Genomic DNA, 13,347 nt, shown 5'->3' with positions numbered 1-13,347 from the left:
TGAGCCCTCTGGATACAAAGAACCCGCCTGCGGCGAAAGCGGCGATGCGCGAAGCGGCCGGTCTGAAGGCGCGTGGCGTGACCGCGCCGCCCGTGCTCAGGGGGCAGGATGGCGAAGGGTCGGTGCAGGTGCACCAGGACGCGTCGATGAAGATCGAGGGGGCGCAGGTCTTTTCGGTCTATGGCAAGGGCGGGATCGGGAAATCGACCACGTCCTCGAACCTCAGTGCGGCGTTTTCCAAGCTGGGCAAGCGGGTGTTGCAGATCGGCTGCGACCCCAAGCATGACAGCACGTTCACGCTGACCGGGCAGTTGCAGCCGACGGTGATCGACATTCTCAAGGAGGTGGATTTCCACGCCGAGGAGTTGCGGCCCGAGGATTTTGTCACCGAAGGCTATAACGGGGTGATGTGCATCGAGGCCGGCGGCCCGCCCGCGGGCACCGGCTGCGGCGGCTACGTGGTGGGCCAGACGGTGAAACTGCTCAAGCAGCACCATCTTCTGGATGAGACGGACGTGGTGATTTTCGACGTGCTGGGCGACGTGGTCTGTGGTGGCTTTGCCGCCCCGTTGCAGCACGCGGACCGGGCCGTGATCGTGACGGCGAATGACTTTGACAGCATTTATGCGATGAACCGGATCATCGCGGCGGTGCAAGCAAAATCAAGCAATTACAAGGTAAGGCTTGCAGGGTGCGTGGCCAACCGGTCGCGCGAGACCGACGAGGTGGATCGCTTTTGCGAAAAGGTCGGGTTCAAGCGCATCGCGCATATGCCGGACTACGATGCGATCCGGCGTTCGCGGCTCAAGAAGAAGACGCTTTTCGAGATGCCGGACGAGGAAGACATCGTCATGGCGCGGAAGGAATACATCCAGCTTGCCGAGACGCTGTGGCGCGGCACGGAGCCGCTGGCGCCGGAGGCGATGCCGGACCGGGATATCTTTGAATTGCTGGGATTCGACTGATGCACAATCCATGCACAGAGCATGCACATGCCATGCGCATGGTTGCGCAGGCCCCGGCAGGGGCGACCGGGCTGTGGACGCGGCGCAGCGAGGTCATCGGCCGCTGGTCCGCGCCGGTGATGCGGCCCGGGCAGCGCGCCACGGCCTGTGTGCAGCGGGGGGGCGACCAGTGACCTATGACGTGACCCGCAACCGCGTTGAGGAATATTTCGACCGTTCCGCCACCAAGGTGTGGGAGCGGCTGACCTCCGATGCGCCGGTGTCGAAGATCCGCGAGACCGTCCGCAAGGGGCGCGATGCGATGCGGGCCAAGATGCTCGACGCGTTGCCGGCGGACATGACGGGGATGCGTGTGCTGGATGCCGGTTGCGGACCGGGGGTTGCCACGATCGAGCTTGCCGAGCGCGGCGCGGACGTGGTTGCCGTGGATATCTCGCCCTCCCTTGTGGAGATCGCGGAGCGTCGTTTGCCCGAGCATCTCGCGGCCAATGTCACGTTTGCGAGCGGCGACATGCTGGCCCCTGCGCTGGGCGGGTTTGACCACGTTTTTGCGATGGACAGCCTGATCTATTACACCGAAGCGGACATTCGGACCGCGTTGGCGCGACTCATGGAGCGCACCACCGGAAGTGTTGTTTTCACCGTTGCGCCCAAGACGCCGCTGCTCATGGCGATGTGGTACGCGGGCAAGGCCTTTCCCCGCAGCGACCGGTCGCCCGTCATGATCCCGCACGGGCCCAAGCGGCTCAGCCGGACGGTGGCCGAGACCGGCGCCCTGAGGGACCTCGGGCGCGTGTCTGTCGGGTTTTACATCAGCCAGGCGCTGGAGTGCCGTGCATGATTGTGACCCGCGCCCAGATTTCGAAGATCAGCACCCGGCTCCTGCCATTTGCAGATGCGGCGAGCGACGAGCTGCCGCTTGGCCAGCTTTTGCGCATGGCGTTGTTTCAGGTGTCGGTGGGCATGGCGGGTGTCATGCTGCTTGGCACGTTGAACCGTGTGATGATCGTCGAGTTGAGCGTGCCCGCCTTGCTTGTGGCGATCATGGTGGCCTTGCCGGTGCTGATCGCGCCGTTCCGCGCGCTGCTTGGGTTCAAGTCCGACAATTACCGCTCTTCGATCGGCTGGAAGCGTATCCCTTACCTGTGGTTCGGCACGCTGTGGCAAATGGGCGGGCTTGCCATCATGCCGGCCTGTCTTCTGGTTCTGGGGGGCGATGTCACCCATGAGGTGCCCTTTGCCGGTGAGGTGCTTGCAGCCCTGGCCTTTCTGATGACCGGTCTTGGCATGCACATGACGCAGACCGCGGGCCTTGCGCTTGCCGCTGACCGGGCGACCGAGGAAACCCGCCCGCGTGTTGTTGCGCTGCTTTACGTGATGTTCCTGATCGGCATGGGCCTGTCGGCGGTGGTGATCGGCTGGCTCCTGCGGGATTTCAGCGGCATCCGCCTGATCCAGGTGATCCAGGGCGCGGCGGTTCTGACCGTGGTGCTCAACCTCGTCGCGCTGTGGCGGCAGGAGGCGGTGCGCCCGATGAGCCGTGCGGAGCGTGAGGCGCCGGCGCCGCGCTTTGCCGATGCCTGGGCGGATCTGACCCGGGGCGGCACCGCCGGGCGGCTTTTGTTTGTCGTGTTCCTTGGCACCATGGCGTTCAACATGCAGGACGTTCTGCTTGAGCCTTATGGCGGCGAGATCCTTGGCCTGTCGGTGAGCGCCACGACCCTGCTGACCGCCGGGTGGGCCGCGGGCGCGCTGACCGGCTTCGCGCTGGCCGCGGTCTGGCTCAAGACGGGGATCAGCCCCTATCGGATGGCGGGGCGCGGGGCGCTTGCCGGGCTTGCGGCTTTCAGCGCGGTGATTTTTGCCAGCCCGATGAACTCCACCGTGTTGTTCTTTGCCGGGGCGATCATGATCGGCTTTGGCGGGGGCCTGTTCAGCATTTCCACACTGACCGCGGCGATGACCATGCCGGACACCGCAACCGCGGGCAAAGGGCTTGCGCTGGGCGCATGGGGCGCGGCACAGGCCACGGCTGCCGGCCTGTCGACCCTGATCGGCGGGGCGGTCCGCGACGGTGTGAACGCCGCCGTGACCACTGGCGCCTGGGGCGAGGCGCTCAACGATCCCGCGACCGGCTATTCGGTCGTTTATCACCTCGAGATCGGGCTTTTGTTCGTGACGTTGATCGCGCTCGGCCCGCTTCTCTCCCGTTCCCGTAGAAAAACACAAATAACGCAAGAAAACGCATCGCGGCTGGGTCTTGCGGATTTCCCAACGTGATCCCGGCCATCCCAGGAGGACAAGAACGATGACAGAAGACTATATTTTCGGCAATCTCGACCTGGCCAGCATCGCGCTCTGGCTGTTCTTCGGCTTCTTTGTCGCCCTGGTGATCTGGATCCAGCGTGAGAACCAGCGCGAGGGCTATCCGCTGCTTGACGAAGATGGCAGCGAAGCCGATGCGGGCGGCGTCTTCCCGAACCCCGAAGACAAGACCTTCATCCTGCCGCACGGGCGTGGCGAATATACCGTGCCGTCGGGGCAGACCCCGGAGCGGGGCGATATCGACGGTCTGCTGACCCGCGACTTCGACTCCGGAGGCTTTCCCTACAATCCCAAGGGTGACCCGATGATCGACGGTGTCGGCCCGGCCAGCTGGGCGCCGCGTCGCGATGAGCCGGAGCTTGATGGCAAGGGCCACCCGAAGATCGTGCCGATGTCGGCGATCGACAGTTTCGTGGTTTCCGCGGGGCGTGATCCGCGCGGGTTGCCGGTGACCGGGGGTGACGGCTCCATCGTCGGCAAGGTCACGGATATGTGGGTCGATGAGCCCGAACAGCTTGTGCGCTACCTCGAATTCGAACTCGACAGCGAATTTGGCGCCGGCACGCGGCTTGTTCCGATCACGCTTGTGCGGATCCTCAAGAACCAGGTCCGGATCCGTTCGCTCTATGGGCACAATTTTGCGGACATCCCCAAGCATCGTGCGCCGAACCAGGTGACGAAGCTCGAGGAGGACAAGATCAGCGCCTATTACGGCGGCGGCACCCTCTATGCGGATGAAGCGCGGCTCGAACCGCAGCTTTGATGACAGCCGGGGTCGCGGCCAGCCAGCCGCGTCCCCCTTTGCGAACTGGCGATACGGGGGGTAACCGATATGAGCCATGATGATTTTGCGACGGAGCCGATGCCGGGCCTGCCGGAACTGCCCCCTGAAGGGGAGCGGATCCTGTGGCAGGGCAAGCCGGACTGGTGGCAACTGGCCTGGGAAAGCCTGAGCCTGAAATGGGTGATCGCCTATTTCGTTTTTCTGACGGTCTGGCGGTTCATTGCGGTCTATGACCTGATGCCGTTTCAGCAGGCGATCGGTGCGTCGGTGCCGTTTCTGATCCTGTGCGGCATCGTGGTTGCGGTGCTGATGCTGGTGGCCTGGGTGCAGGCCTATACCACCGTTTACACGGTGACGAACAAGCGCGTTGCGATGCGCGTGGGTGCGGCGCTGACCGTGACGCTGAACCTGCCTTACACGCAGATCGCGAATGCCTCTCTGGCGCTGCGCAAGAACGGGACCGGCACGATCGCTCTCCAGCTCATGGACCGGTCGCCGCTCGGCTATGCCATGTGCTGGCCGCATATCAAGCCCTGGTCGATCCGCGACGTGCAACCAGCGCTGCGGTGCATTCCGGAGGCCGAGAAGATCGCCGGGATCATTGCCGAGGCCGCCGAGGCGCGGGTGTCGATGCCGCAGGTCGCGCGGGCATCGACGGTGCAATCCGGCGAAACCGGTGCGGGCCAGCGCGGCACGACCACGGTTGCAGCGGAATAAGGGGGAGGCGGTCATGACACAGAATGTTCGGATGAAATCCCCCGAGGATGAGCTGATCCCGCGCATGTTGGCGCGCGGGTTGTTCGGGATGATCGTGCTGTGCCTCGTTCTGGTGTCGGCGCATGTCTGGACCGGGCAGCCGGCCGGATCCGTTCCGCCCGTGAGCGAGATCAAGGCGGAGCGGTTGCTGTTCCTTGACGGTGACATGGCAGGCGCCGCGATGGTCCGCGATGCGGATGGCGCGGTGATTGCCGATCTCGGGCCGGAAGAAGGCGGGTTCATCTCGGGTGTGTGGCGCGTGCTGCAGCGCGAGCGGACAAAGGCAGGGGCGCCGCTTGATGGCCCGATCCTGCTGACGGCGTTCGAGAATGGCCGGATGGCGGTGACGGATCCGTCAACCGGGTGGAACGCGGACCTCATGGGGTTCGGACAAGACAACGCGGCAGCTTTCGCCAAGCTGCTCGTAGAGTGAGGGTCAGGCCTTTGATCACAGGGTTTCGGATCAGATCCGGGGGGCGCGATGCGGACCTTCGGGGAGACGGGACGGAGCCGGGTGACTCACAAGGCAATGGCGCTGAAACCGGGCGTGGGTTGGGGAATGGGAACCTGTCCTCCACCACCAACAGGCCCAAGTGACGAAAAGGGAACCAAACGATGGGACTACTGACCAAAGACATTGAGCGTGCGCCCTGCACGGTCGAGATCAGTCACAAGTTCGAAAGCCTGCATGCGCATGTGCGTTTCGACAATGGCGCGGTGATCTACCCCGGTGACGAAGTGCAGGTGAAGGGGCCGGAGATCATGGCGCCCTTTGGCGAGATCGTGCGCGAGCAGCGCGAGGCCGTCATCATCCGCGCCAGCAAGCTTGAACAGCTCTGGACCCGCCTCACGGGCGATTTCGAGGTCATGGAGCTTTGCGAATTTTCCTTCTCCGAGGAGGTCACGCTATGAACGTGCAGACACCCGACAGCCTTAAGCACACCGCCGATGCGACCACCGTCGAAGAGGGTCTTGCGATCCAGGAGGCGCAGGCCAAATTCGACAGCAAGGCGGCAACCGAAGTGGCGATGCAGAACACGCTTCTCACGCCGCGCTTCTACACCACGGATTTCGACGAGCTCGACAGTCTGGATGTGTCCAGCGTGCGCGAGGACTGGGATCTTCTGATCGCGCAGATGGAATCCGACCCCAACAAGGGGCATTTCAAGAAAAACGCCGATTGGGACACGGTTGACTGGGACAACATGGAGCCGGAGCTCAAGAAGGAGTTCATCGACTTCCTGATCTCGTCCTGCACGGCGGAATTCTCCGGCTGCGTGCTCTACAAGGAGATGAAGCGGCGCGGCAAGAACGGCGACATCGTCCAGCTTTTCCAACTGATGGCGCGGGACGAAGCGCGGCATGCGGGGTTCATCAACGATGCGCTGCGCGAGGCGGGTGTGGCGGTGAATCTCGGGTTCCTGACGCAGAAGAAGAAATACACCTATTTCCGGCCGAAATTCATCTATTACGCCACATACCTGTCCGAGAAGATCGGCTACGCGCGGTATATCACCATTTTCCGCCATCTTCAGGCGCATCCCGAGCACCGGTTCCACCCGATCTTCAAGTGGTTCGAGGAGTGGTGCAATGACGAGTTCAGCCACGGCGAGGCCTTTGCGCTTCTGATGAAAACCGATCCGAAGCTGACCTCCGGGCGCAACGTGCTGTGGATCAAGTTCTTCCTCACCGCGGTCTATTCGACCATGTATGTGCGCGATCACCAGCGCCCGGCCTTCCACAAGGCGCTTGGCGTGGATCCGGACTGGTATGCGCATGAGGTGTTTACCAAGACCTCCAAGCTCACCGAGCAGATCTTCCCGATCACGCTCGATATCGAGCATCCGCGCTGGCAGCGCAATCTGGAGAAGATGCAGGCGGCCAACGTGGATATTGCAGCGGCCAAGAAACAAGGTGGTGTCGCGGGCAAGATCAAGCAGATCGCCGCGACCGCGCGTGCGGCGACGGCGTTTTTCGCGCTCTACACCATTCCGGCCCAAAAGCACGACGTGCCTGAAAGCACCCGGTTGGTGCCGGCCTACTGACCGACGCGTGCGGGAGCGCCGGGGACACCTTGCGCGCCCGCCACGCGGTACCGGGGGTCCGCCCCCGAACGAAACTTGCGGATTGGAGGGCCAGCCCCCCAAACCACAGCCCGGATGGGGGGCCAGCCCCCCAAACCCCCCGGGATATTTACGGCCCAAAGAAACGCCCAGGGCCGATCTGAAACGGTGACCGGACTGCCCGGCGCCATAGAGAGACAAAAGGTGACTGATCTTGTTCCATGACCCTTGGATCGCGGCCTTTGTGGCCTTGTTCATCTGGTGGTTTTCCACCGGGGCGATCTTGTTTGTGGTGCGTTGGGCGGATCGGATCGGGCGGGGCAAGACCGCGACGCTGGCCGCGGTGCCGATGCTGCTTGCAGGGCTTTACGGGTTCTGGGCGACGGCGGACCAGCTGACGACCGGGTCGGTCTATCATGCGTTCCTGGCCGCCCTGGCGATCTGGGGCTGGATCGAGCTGGCCTTTCTGACCGGTGTGATCACGGGGCCGAACCTGCATGTCCTGCCGGTCCAGGTGCCGGCATGGGAACGCTTCATCCGGGCCTGGGGCACGATCGCCTATCACGAGATGCTTCTGGTCACGGTTGTGCTCGGCATGGGGATCTACGCGGCGCAGGCGGAGAACCCGTTCGGGTTCTGGACCTTCGCGCTTTTGTTCGTGGCCCGCATATCGGCGAAGTTGAACCTGTTTCTGGGTGTGCCCAAGATCAACACCGAATTCCTGCCATCCGCGCTGGCGCATTTGCCCAGCCATTTCCGCACCGCGCGGCTGAACTGGCTGTTTCCCGTTTCGGTCACGCTTTTGACGGCGGCCACGGCCTGCTGGCTGGAGCGGATCGTGACCGCGCAGAGCCTTGCGGATCAGATCGGCTTTGCCCTTCTGGCGGCGATGACCGCGCTCGCGCTTCTGGAGCATTGGTTCATGGTGCTGCCGCTGCCTGATGAAAAACTCTGGCGCTGGATGCTTCCCGCGCCCAACCACACGACAAAAAAGACCACGACGGAGGACGCCCATGGACTTTGACAGCTTGTTCAATGCCCAGCTCGACACCCTGAAGGAAGAGGGGAATTATCGCATCTTTGCGGAACTGGAGCGGAAGGCTGGCGCGTTTCCGCGGGCCAAGAGCCATGATGAGGATTGCCCCGACGAAGTGACCGTCTGGTGCTCCAACGACTACCTTGGCATGGGCCAGCATCCGGAGGTGATCGCCTCCATGCAGGACGCCGTGGCGCGCAACGGCTGTGGCGCCGGGGGGACTCGCAACATCTCCGGCACCAACCACCAACACAAGCTTCTCGAGGAAGAGCTGGCCGATCTGCATGGCAAGGAGGCCGCGCTCCTGTTCACCAGCGGCTACGTGTCGAACTGGGCGGCGCTGTCGACGCTGGGGTCACGGTTGCCGGATGCGGTGATCCTGTCGGATGCGCTCAACCATGCGAGCATGATCGAGGGCATTCGCCACGCGCGCTGTGACAAGGTGATCTGGAAGCACAACGATCCCGAGGACCTCGACCGCAAGCTGGCGGCCTTGCCCTCTAACGCGACCAAGATCGTGGCCTTCGAGAGCGTCTATTCGATGGATGGCGACATCTGTCCGATGCAGGAAATCGTGGAGGTCGCCGAGAAACACGGCGCGCTGACCTATCTTGACGAGGTGCATGCGGTTGGCATGTATGGACCGCGCGGTGGTGGGCTGAGCGAGGAGCTTGGGCTTGCGGATCGCATCACGCTGATCGAGGGCACGCTGGGCAAGGCGTTCGGGGTGATGGGCGGGTATATCACCGGCACCGAAGCCTTGTGTGATTTTGTCCGCTCCTTTGCCAGCGGGTTCATCTTTACCACCGCTTTGCCGCCCGCGGTGGCTGCTGCGGCGCGCACGTCGATTCGTCATCTCAAGACCTCGGATGTGGAGCGGCGCGCGCAGAAGGATCGGGTCGCCTTGCTGCGCAAGCAGTTGGACCGGATCGGTATTCCGCATCTGGACAACCCGAGCCACATCATTCCGGTGATGGTCAAGGATCCGGTCAAATGCCGGATGCTGGCGGATATCCTGATGCAGGATTACGGGATTTACGTGCAGCCGATCAACTATCCGACCGTGCCGAAAGGCACCGAGCGGTTGCGGTTTACACCGGGTCCGCTGCACACGGATGCGGATATCGAGCACCTTGTGATGGCGCTAACCACGCTATGGAAGCAATGTGCGATTGCGCATGCGGTTGCCTGAGGGAACCCGATCTGTCCTGAACTGTTGACACCTTGTATGCGGCGCTAGTTAATGCGCTGCAGGATCAATGGAGAAAGACCCATGAAACTCAAGATTGCTGTGGCGCTTGCGGCCACAACCCTCGCAACCGGCGCTTTTGCCGGTGGACATGCGTCCGGCGATGCCGGCGCGGGTGAGAAGGAATTCAACAAGTGCAAGTCCTGCCACATGATCCAGGACGCTGATGGCGAGGACATCGTACGCGGTGGCCGGACCGGGCCGAACCTCTATGCGGTCGTTGGCCGGAAAGCCGGCTCCGTTGACGGCTTCCGGTATTCGGATTCGCTGGTTGCCGCGGGCGAGGCCGGGCTTGTCTGGGACGAGGAAAACTTTGTGGCCTATTCGCAGGATCCCACAGGCTTCCTGAAGACCTATCTCGACGACAGCGGCGCGCGGGGCAAGATGTCCTATCGTGTGCGCAAGGAAGAGAACGCGGTCGACATCTGGGCCTATCTCGCATCGGTGAGCCCCGAGCCCGAATCCTGATCTGAAGTCCTGCGGGCCGTCAGGATCCGCAAATATCAACGCCATGACGCGTCGGGCCTTTGGCCCGGCGCGTTTTTTGTGTTTCGTGTTTGGGCGTTGATAGCGCATCCGGCATGGGCTTGCCGGATCTGAGCGCGTGGCTTGCGAGGGTGGCGGGCACTGATCGGTGCCTTCGTGGATGGCCTGGCGGGAGAGGCATCAAAGCGGGCGCCGGGCCGCGAACCGGCACGATGGCGACCGGGCAGCGGAGAGTGGGTCGTCATGACGGTGACCGGGCAGCGGAAGCCCAGTCGCCGAGATGCCCGTCGGGCCGCAGCGGGATGTGCGGGATCAGAGAGCAACCCGGCGCACGCCCTCCGACGTGGCAGGCAATGCCGATTTGTGCTAGACCGGTCGCGATCCGGATGCAGCGATGAGGGACGATCCATGGCGCGTTACAGGCAGGATCTTCCGCAGATGGAGGATGGCTTGTTCCTGACCTATGTGGGGATGGAAACGGATTTGATCTTTACCCAAGGGATCGACCTGCCGGGGTTCGCCTCCTATCCGCTATTGGACACAGAGGACGGGCGTGCGTTGCTCGAAGGCTACTACCGCGCCGTGATCGAGACAGCGCGGGAGGCGGGCGCGGGCGTTATCCTTGAAAGTCCGACCTGGGTGGCCAATCGCGACCGCGCGACGCAGATAGGATACGGTGCGGAGCGGCTGGCGGGGATCAACAAAGCGGCGATTGCGCATATGCAGCAGGCGCGCGACAGGTTTGGCGATCTCCCGACGGTGCTCAGCGCCAATATCGGACCGAGAGACGATGCCTATGCACCATCGGACCGGATGAGCCCGGAACAGGCAGACGCCTATCACGCGGAGCAGATCGCGGTGCTTTCGGAGACCGACGTGGATGTGATCAGCGGCTATACCCTCGCGTATCCGGAGGAAGCCATTGGCATTGCGCGGGCGGCCAGGCGATATGACCTGCCGGTTGTGATCTCGTTCACGGTTGAAACGGATGGGCGTTTGCCGACCGGGGCAACATTGGAAGACGCCATCGGGACCGTCGATGCCGCAACCGGAAGCCATCCGGCTTATTACATGATCAACTGTGCGCATCCGGACCATTTCGAGAGCGTTCTCGAAGAGGGTTCGTGGATGCAGCGGATCCGGGGCCTTGTGGCCAATGCATCGCGCAGCAGCCACGCCGAGCTTGACGCCGCCGAGGTGCTCGACGCGGGTGATCCTGCCGAGCTTGGACGGCAGCTCGCCGGGCTGCGACAGCGCTTTGGCCATATCAGCGTGCTTGGCGGATGCTGTGGCACCGATATGCGCCACATCGCCTGTATCGCGTCGCGCGCGCGCAGCGCTTGAACGCCCAAGGGGGCAACGCCCGAGGGGGACGGGCCGCCCCAAGATGTCGGGGCGCTCAGCATGATTTCAGCGGGGCAGGGGCCTGACGCGGCGCGTCAATTGGTGAACGTGGTCACCTGGCGGCCGAGACCGATCAGAGACCCGACAAGGGCGAAGATCGTCCGCGTGTTGTTGACCGGGCTTTCTGTGGCCAGAACCGTATCGCCATCCATGATGTGGAATTGGCGCGCGGCGAAGAGCCCGTCAGCGCTTGTCAGGTCAAAGGTAAAGACCACGTCGCGCTGATCCGGTCCCTGCATGCCGGGCTTGATATCCCGCGCGTCATAGGCCCGGAGCACGAGAACACCTTCGGGATTCGCACGGGCATCGGCCAGACCGCCCATCAGGGACATGGCTTCGAGCGCGGTGATATTGTCTTTGGGGAAGTAGATCAGGTCTTCTTTGCCCGACGCGCCGAAGGCGGTGAAGCTGCGGTCGTCCTCTTCGACAACCACCGTGTCACGCGGTTGCAAAAGCGCGTTGTGGGAGCCGTTTGCGGTCAGGCTGTCGGCGGAGATCTCGTAGGTCTTGGAGCCGCGCAGGAGCCGCACGCGCGGGTTGCGCAAGGTGGGGGGGATGCCGCCCGCGTCGGCCAGAACGTTGAGGATCTTGTAATTGCGGGAAGGCATCGGGAAGGCGCCGGGCTGGGCCACGCCGCCGACCACGTCGACCGAGTGGTCACGGCCCTGTTTGAGGGTCACCTGGACCTGGGCCGAGGGCGCCAGCGGTTCGAGCCGGGACTGGATCTTGCTGCGCGCGGCGGCAGGGGTGAGGCCGCGCACACCGACCTTGTTCACATAGGGCAGGAAAATGGAGCCGTTGCCGTCGACTTCGACGGGCGGCATCTGGATGAAGCGCTGACCGGGTGTGGTGAGCAGCGAGTTATCCTGGCTGTCCCAGATGGTGATATCGAGCATGTCACCGGTGCGGATCACCGAGGCGTTGGCCCCGCTGGACGTGTTGGGCCAGTTGTAATGCGTCAGGTAGATCGCGTTGGGCCATTGCTTGAGCATCGGCGTGATCTCGCGCGTGACCTCAACAACCTGAAAGGTGGGCGTATCCGCCCCGCTTTCGTTGACGATTTCGGATTCGATTGCCGCGCCTCGGGGCAGAGCGCAGGCGGCAAGGGAGAGCGTCATGAAAAGGGCAACGCATAGCTTGAGAACCGGTGTCACATCCTGTCTCCGCGAAATTTGATGCGTCTCATTTCTGATAATGATCGACATATCTGGCAGCATTGCGTCTGTGATAGACGCTCGGCAAGAGGATGAAAAGAAAATTGGCGTTCTGGCGTGTCCCTGTTGCCTCGGCTTTGTGAAACGAAGCGGCGGGAAACGGCCAGATCGGCCCTTGACGGGGCGCGTCTGGCGCGGTTTGGAAGAACGGGTCCGCCGCATCCGCTGCGGAGCGGCATCAGCGGGGCTTTGGCGCCCGGAGCCAGCTGCGCAGGAAGCGTCGTGATCCCGGCTGCCGGCGGCGGCACGCAAGCGCGCGGCGCGAGACAGGCAGGGAGTGGGCATGACACCGGCGAAACGCATCATGGACCTTGTGGTTGCGCTTGGCCTTGTGGTGTTGCTGGCTCCGTTGATCCTTGGCGTGGCGCTGGCCATTGCACTCCGCGACGGGCGGCCGATCCTGTACCGGGCCGAACGCATGAAGACACCGGAGACCGGGTTCCTGCTCTGGAAATTCCGGACGATGAAACCCGATGAGGCGGATCGCGGCGTTTCCGGTGGGGACAAGGCGTCGCGGATTACCCGGACGGGCCGGGTCTTGCGGCGCACGCGGCTCGATGAACTGCCGCAGCTCTGGAACGTGTTGCGCGGCGATATCAGTTTCGTGGGGCCGCGCCCGCCGCTGCGGCGCTATGTGGAAATGTTCCCGGAGATTTATGGCCCGGTCCTTGAGGCGCGGCCGGGGATTACCGGGCTGGCGACGCTGGCCTATCATCGGACCGAGGAACGGCTTCTTGCGGCGTGCCGGACGGCGGACGAGACCGAGGCGGTTTATGCACGGCGCTGCGTGCCGCGCAAAGCCCGGCTGGATCGCCTCTATGCAAGGCGGCGCACGGTATGCTCGGATTTCAAGCTCATGCTGGCGACGGTCTTCAGGGGCATTTCGCTGCATTGAACTAGGATTGCCCGGCGGTTTCCGGCAGAATGGCTGTGGTGTCAGCGATCTGTCTCAAGACGGGAAGCGGTGCCTGGGTTGGCGGCGTGTCTGGCGGATTCGGTCGGGTGTCGGAGCATGGTGTTTGTCGGGCATATGTGGCGCGCAACCCGGCCTATACGCCGCCTGCG

At 63.4% G+C, this 13,347-nt stretch carries 14 protein-coding genes; 13 read left to right on the top strand and 1 reads right to left on the bottom strand.

The genetic code is table 11. The features are described from left to right. The first annotated feature begins 44 nt into the window (after window positions 1–44). From bchL to J1C49_RS07240, 12 genes are all read left to right on the top strand, one after another. Complete coding sequence (gene bchL, locus J1C49_RS07295; protein ID WP_227445239.1) at window positions 45–965, top strand: ferredoxin:protochlorophyllide reductase (ATP-dependent) iron-sulfur ATP-binding protein; 921 nt, start codon at window positions 45–47, stop codon at window positions 963–965. Window positions 966–1,134: 169 nt separating this feature from the next. Beyond that, window positions 1,135–1,806, top strand: coding sequence for a magnesium protoporphyrin IX methyltransferase (bchM, locus tag J1C49_RS07290; protein ID WP_227445155.1), 672 nt, complete (start codon window positions 1,135–1,137; stop codon window positions 1,804–1,806). Further along, window positions 1,803–3,245 carry a PucC family protein gene (locus J1C49_RS07285; protein ID WP_227445154.1) on the top strand — a complete coding sequence of 481 codons (1,443 nt, stop codon included), beginning with the start codon at window positions 1,803–1,805 and terminating at the stop codon, window positions 3,243–3,245. Before bchM ends, J1C49_RS07285 begins: the two co-directional genes overlap by 4 nt. Window positions 3,246–3,273: 28 nt before the next feature. Then, the gene (gene puhA, locus J1C49_RS07280) at window positions 3,274–4,053 is read left to right on the top strand and encodes a photosynthetic reaction center subunit H (protein ID WP_227445153.1); all 780 of its coding nucleotides are present in this window, start codon (window positions 3,274–3,276) and stop codon (window positions 4,051–4,053) included. A gap of 69 nt (window positions 4,054–4,122) precedes the next feature. Further along, a complete protein-coding gene (puhB, locus tag J1C49_RS07275; protein WP_227445152.1) occupies window positions 4,123–4,791 on the top strand; it encodes a photosynthetic complex putative assembly protein PuhB in 669 nt (222 codons plus the stop codon). Between the two features lie 13 nt (window positions 4,792–4,804). Further along, window positions 4,805–5,263, top strand: coding sequence for a photosynthetic complex assembly protein PuhC (gene puhC, locus J1C49_RS07270; RefSeq protein ID WP_227445151.1), 459 nt, complete (start codon window positions 4,805–4,807; stop codon window positions 5,261–5,263). Window positions 5,264–5,445: 182 nt separating this feature from the next. Continuing rightward, the gene (locus J1C49_RS07265) at window positions 5,446–5,742 is read left to right on the top strand and encodes a hypothetical protein (protein ID WP_227445150.1); all 297 of its coding nucleotides are present in this window, start codon (window positions 5,446–5,448) and stop codon (window positions 5,740–5,742) included. Beyond that, window positions 5,739–6,875, top strand: coding sequence for a magnesium-protoporphyrin IX monomethyl ester (oxidative) cyclase (acsF, locus tag J1C49_RS07260; protein ID WP_227445149.1), 1,137 nt, complete (start codon window positions 5,739–5,741; stop codon window positions 6,873–6,875). Before J1C49_RS07265 ends, acsF begins: the two co-directional genes overlap by 4 nt. 232 nt (window positions 6,876–7,107) lie before the next feature. Then, window positions 7,108–7,917 carry a putative photosynthetic complex assembly protein PuhE gene (puhE, locus tag J1C49_RS07255; RefSeq protein WP_227445148.1) on the top strand — a complete coding sequence of 270 codons (810 nt, stop codon included), beginning with the start codon at window positions 7,108–7,110 and terminating at the stop codon, window positions 7,915–7,917. Beyond that, complete coding sequence (gene hemA, locus J1C49_RS07250) at window positions 7,907–9,121, top strand: 5-aminolevulinate synthase (RefSeq protein WP_227445147.1); 1,215 nt, start codon at window positions 7,907–7,909, stop codon at window positions 9,119–9,121. Before puhE ends, hemA begins: the two co-directional genes overlap by 11 nt. Window positions 9,122–9,202: 81 nt before the next feature. Continuing rightward, window positions 9,203–9,646: a cytochrome c family protein gene (locus J1C49_RS07245; RefSeq protein WP_227445146.1), complete on the top strand. Its 444-nt coding sequence runs from the start codon at window positions 9,203–9,205 to the stop codon at window positions 9,644–9,646. 426 nt (window positions 9,647–10,072) lie between these two features. Next, window positions 10,073–11,008, top strand: coding sequence for a homocysteine S-methyltransferase family protein (locus J1C49_RS07240; protein ID WP_227445145.1), 936 nt, complete (start codon window positions 10,073–10,075; stop codon window positions 11,006–11,008). Window positions 11,009–11,103: 95 nt separating this feature from the next. Here the strand turns inward: J1C49_RS07240 and J1C49_RS07235 are convergent, their stop codons facing one another. After that, entirely contained in the window at window positions 11,104–12,222 is a 1,119-nt protein-coding gene (locus J1C49_RS07235) for a polysaccharide biosynthesis/export family protein (protein ID WP_227445144.1), read from the bottom strand. Between the two features lie 343 nt (window positions 12,223–12,565). Here J1C49_RS07235 and J1C49_RS07230 point away from each other — a divergent pair, with 343 nt between their 5' ends. Next, complete coding sequence (locus tag J1C49_RS07230; RefSeq protein ID WP_227445143.1) at window positions 12,566–13,177, top strand: sugar transferase; 612 nt, start codon at window positions 12,566–12,568, stop codon at window positions 13,175–13,177. Window positions 13,178–13,347 lie beyond the last annotated feature (170 nt).

The sequence above is a fragment of the Cognatishimia sp. F0-27 genome (genome assembly GCF_020667845.1).
Classification (GTDB): domain Bacteria; phylum Pseudomonadota; class Alphaproteobacteria; order Rhodobacterales; family Rhodobacteraceae; genus JAFMPQ01.
Note: the sequence above shows the minus strand (reverse complement) of the source record. Positions and strands in the feature narration are given on the sequence as shown.

Bases quoted from the DNA above. Each gene is read 5' to 3' on its own strand.
- J1C49_RS07230 (WP_227445143.1), top strand. From the start codon at position 12,566: ATGACACCGGCGAAACGCATCATGGACCTTGTGGTTGCGCTTGGCCTT.
- hemA (WP_227445147.1), top strand. From the start codon at position 7,907: ATGGACTTTGACAGCTTGTTCAATGCCCAGCTCGACACCCTGAAGGAA.
- J1C49_RS07285 (WP_227445154.1), top strand. From the start codon at position 1,803: ATGATTGTGACCCGCGCCCAGATTTCGAAGATCAGCACCCGGCTCCTG.
- puhB (WP_227445152.1), top strand. From the start codon at position 4,123: ATGAGCCATGATGATTTTGCGACGGAGCCGATGCCGGGCCTGCCGGAA.
- puhC (WP_227445151.1), top strand. From the start codon at position 4,805: ATGACACAGAATGTTCGGATGAAATCCCCCGAGGATGAGCTGATCCCG.
- J1C49_RS07245 (WP_227445146.1), top strand. From the start codon at position 9,203: ATGAAACTCAAGATTGCTGTGGCGCTTGCGGCCACAACCCTCGCAACC.
- bchL (WP_227445239.1), top strand. From the start codon at position 45: ATGCGCGAAGCGGCCGGTCTGAAGGCGCGTGGCGTGACCGCGCCGCCC.
- J1C49_RS07240 (WP_227445145.1), top strand. From the start codon at position 10,073: ATGGCGCGTTACAGGCAGGATCTTCCGCAGATGGAGGATGGCTTGTTC.
- acsF (WP_227445149.1), top strand. From the start codon at position 5,739: ATGAACGTGCAGACACCCGACAGCCTTAAGCACACCGCCGATGCGACC.
- puhA (WP_227445153.1), top strand. From the start codon at position 3,274: ATGACAGAAGACTATATTTTCGGCAATCTCGACCTGGCCAGCATCGCG.
- J1C49_RS07265 (WP_227445150.1), top strand. From the start codon at position 5,446: ATGGGACTACTGACCAAAGACATTGAGCGTGCGCCCTGCACGGTCGAG.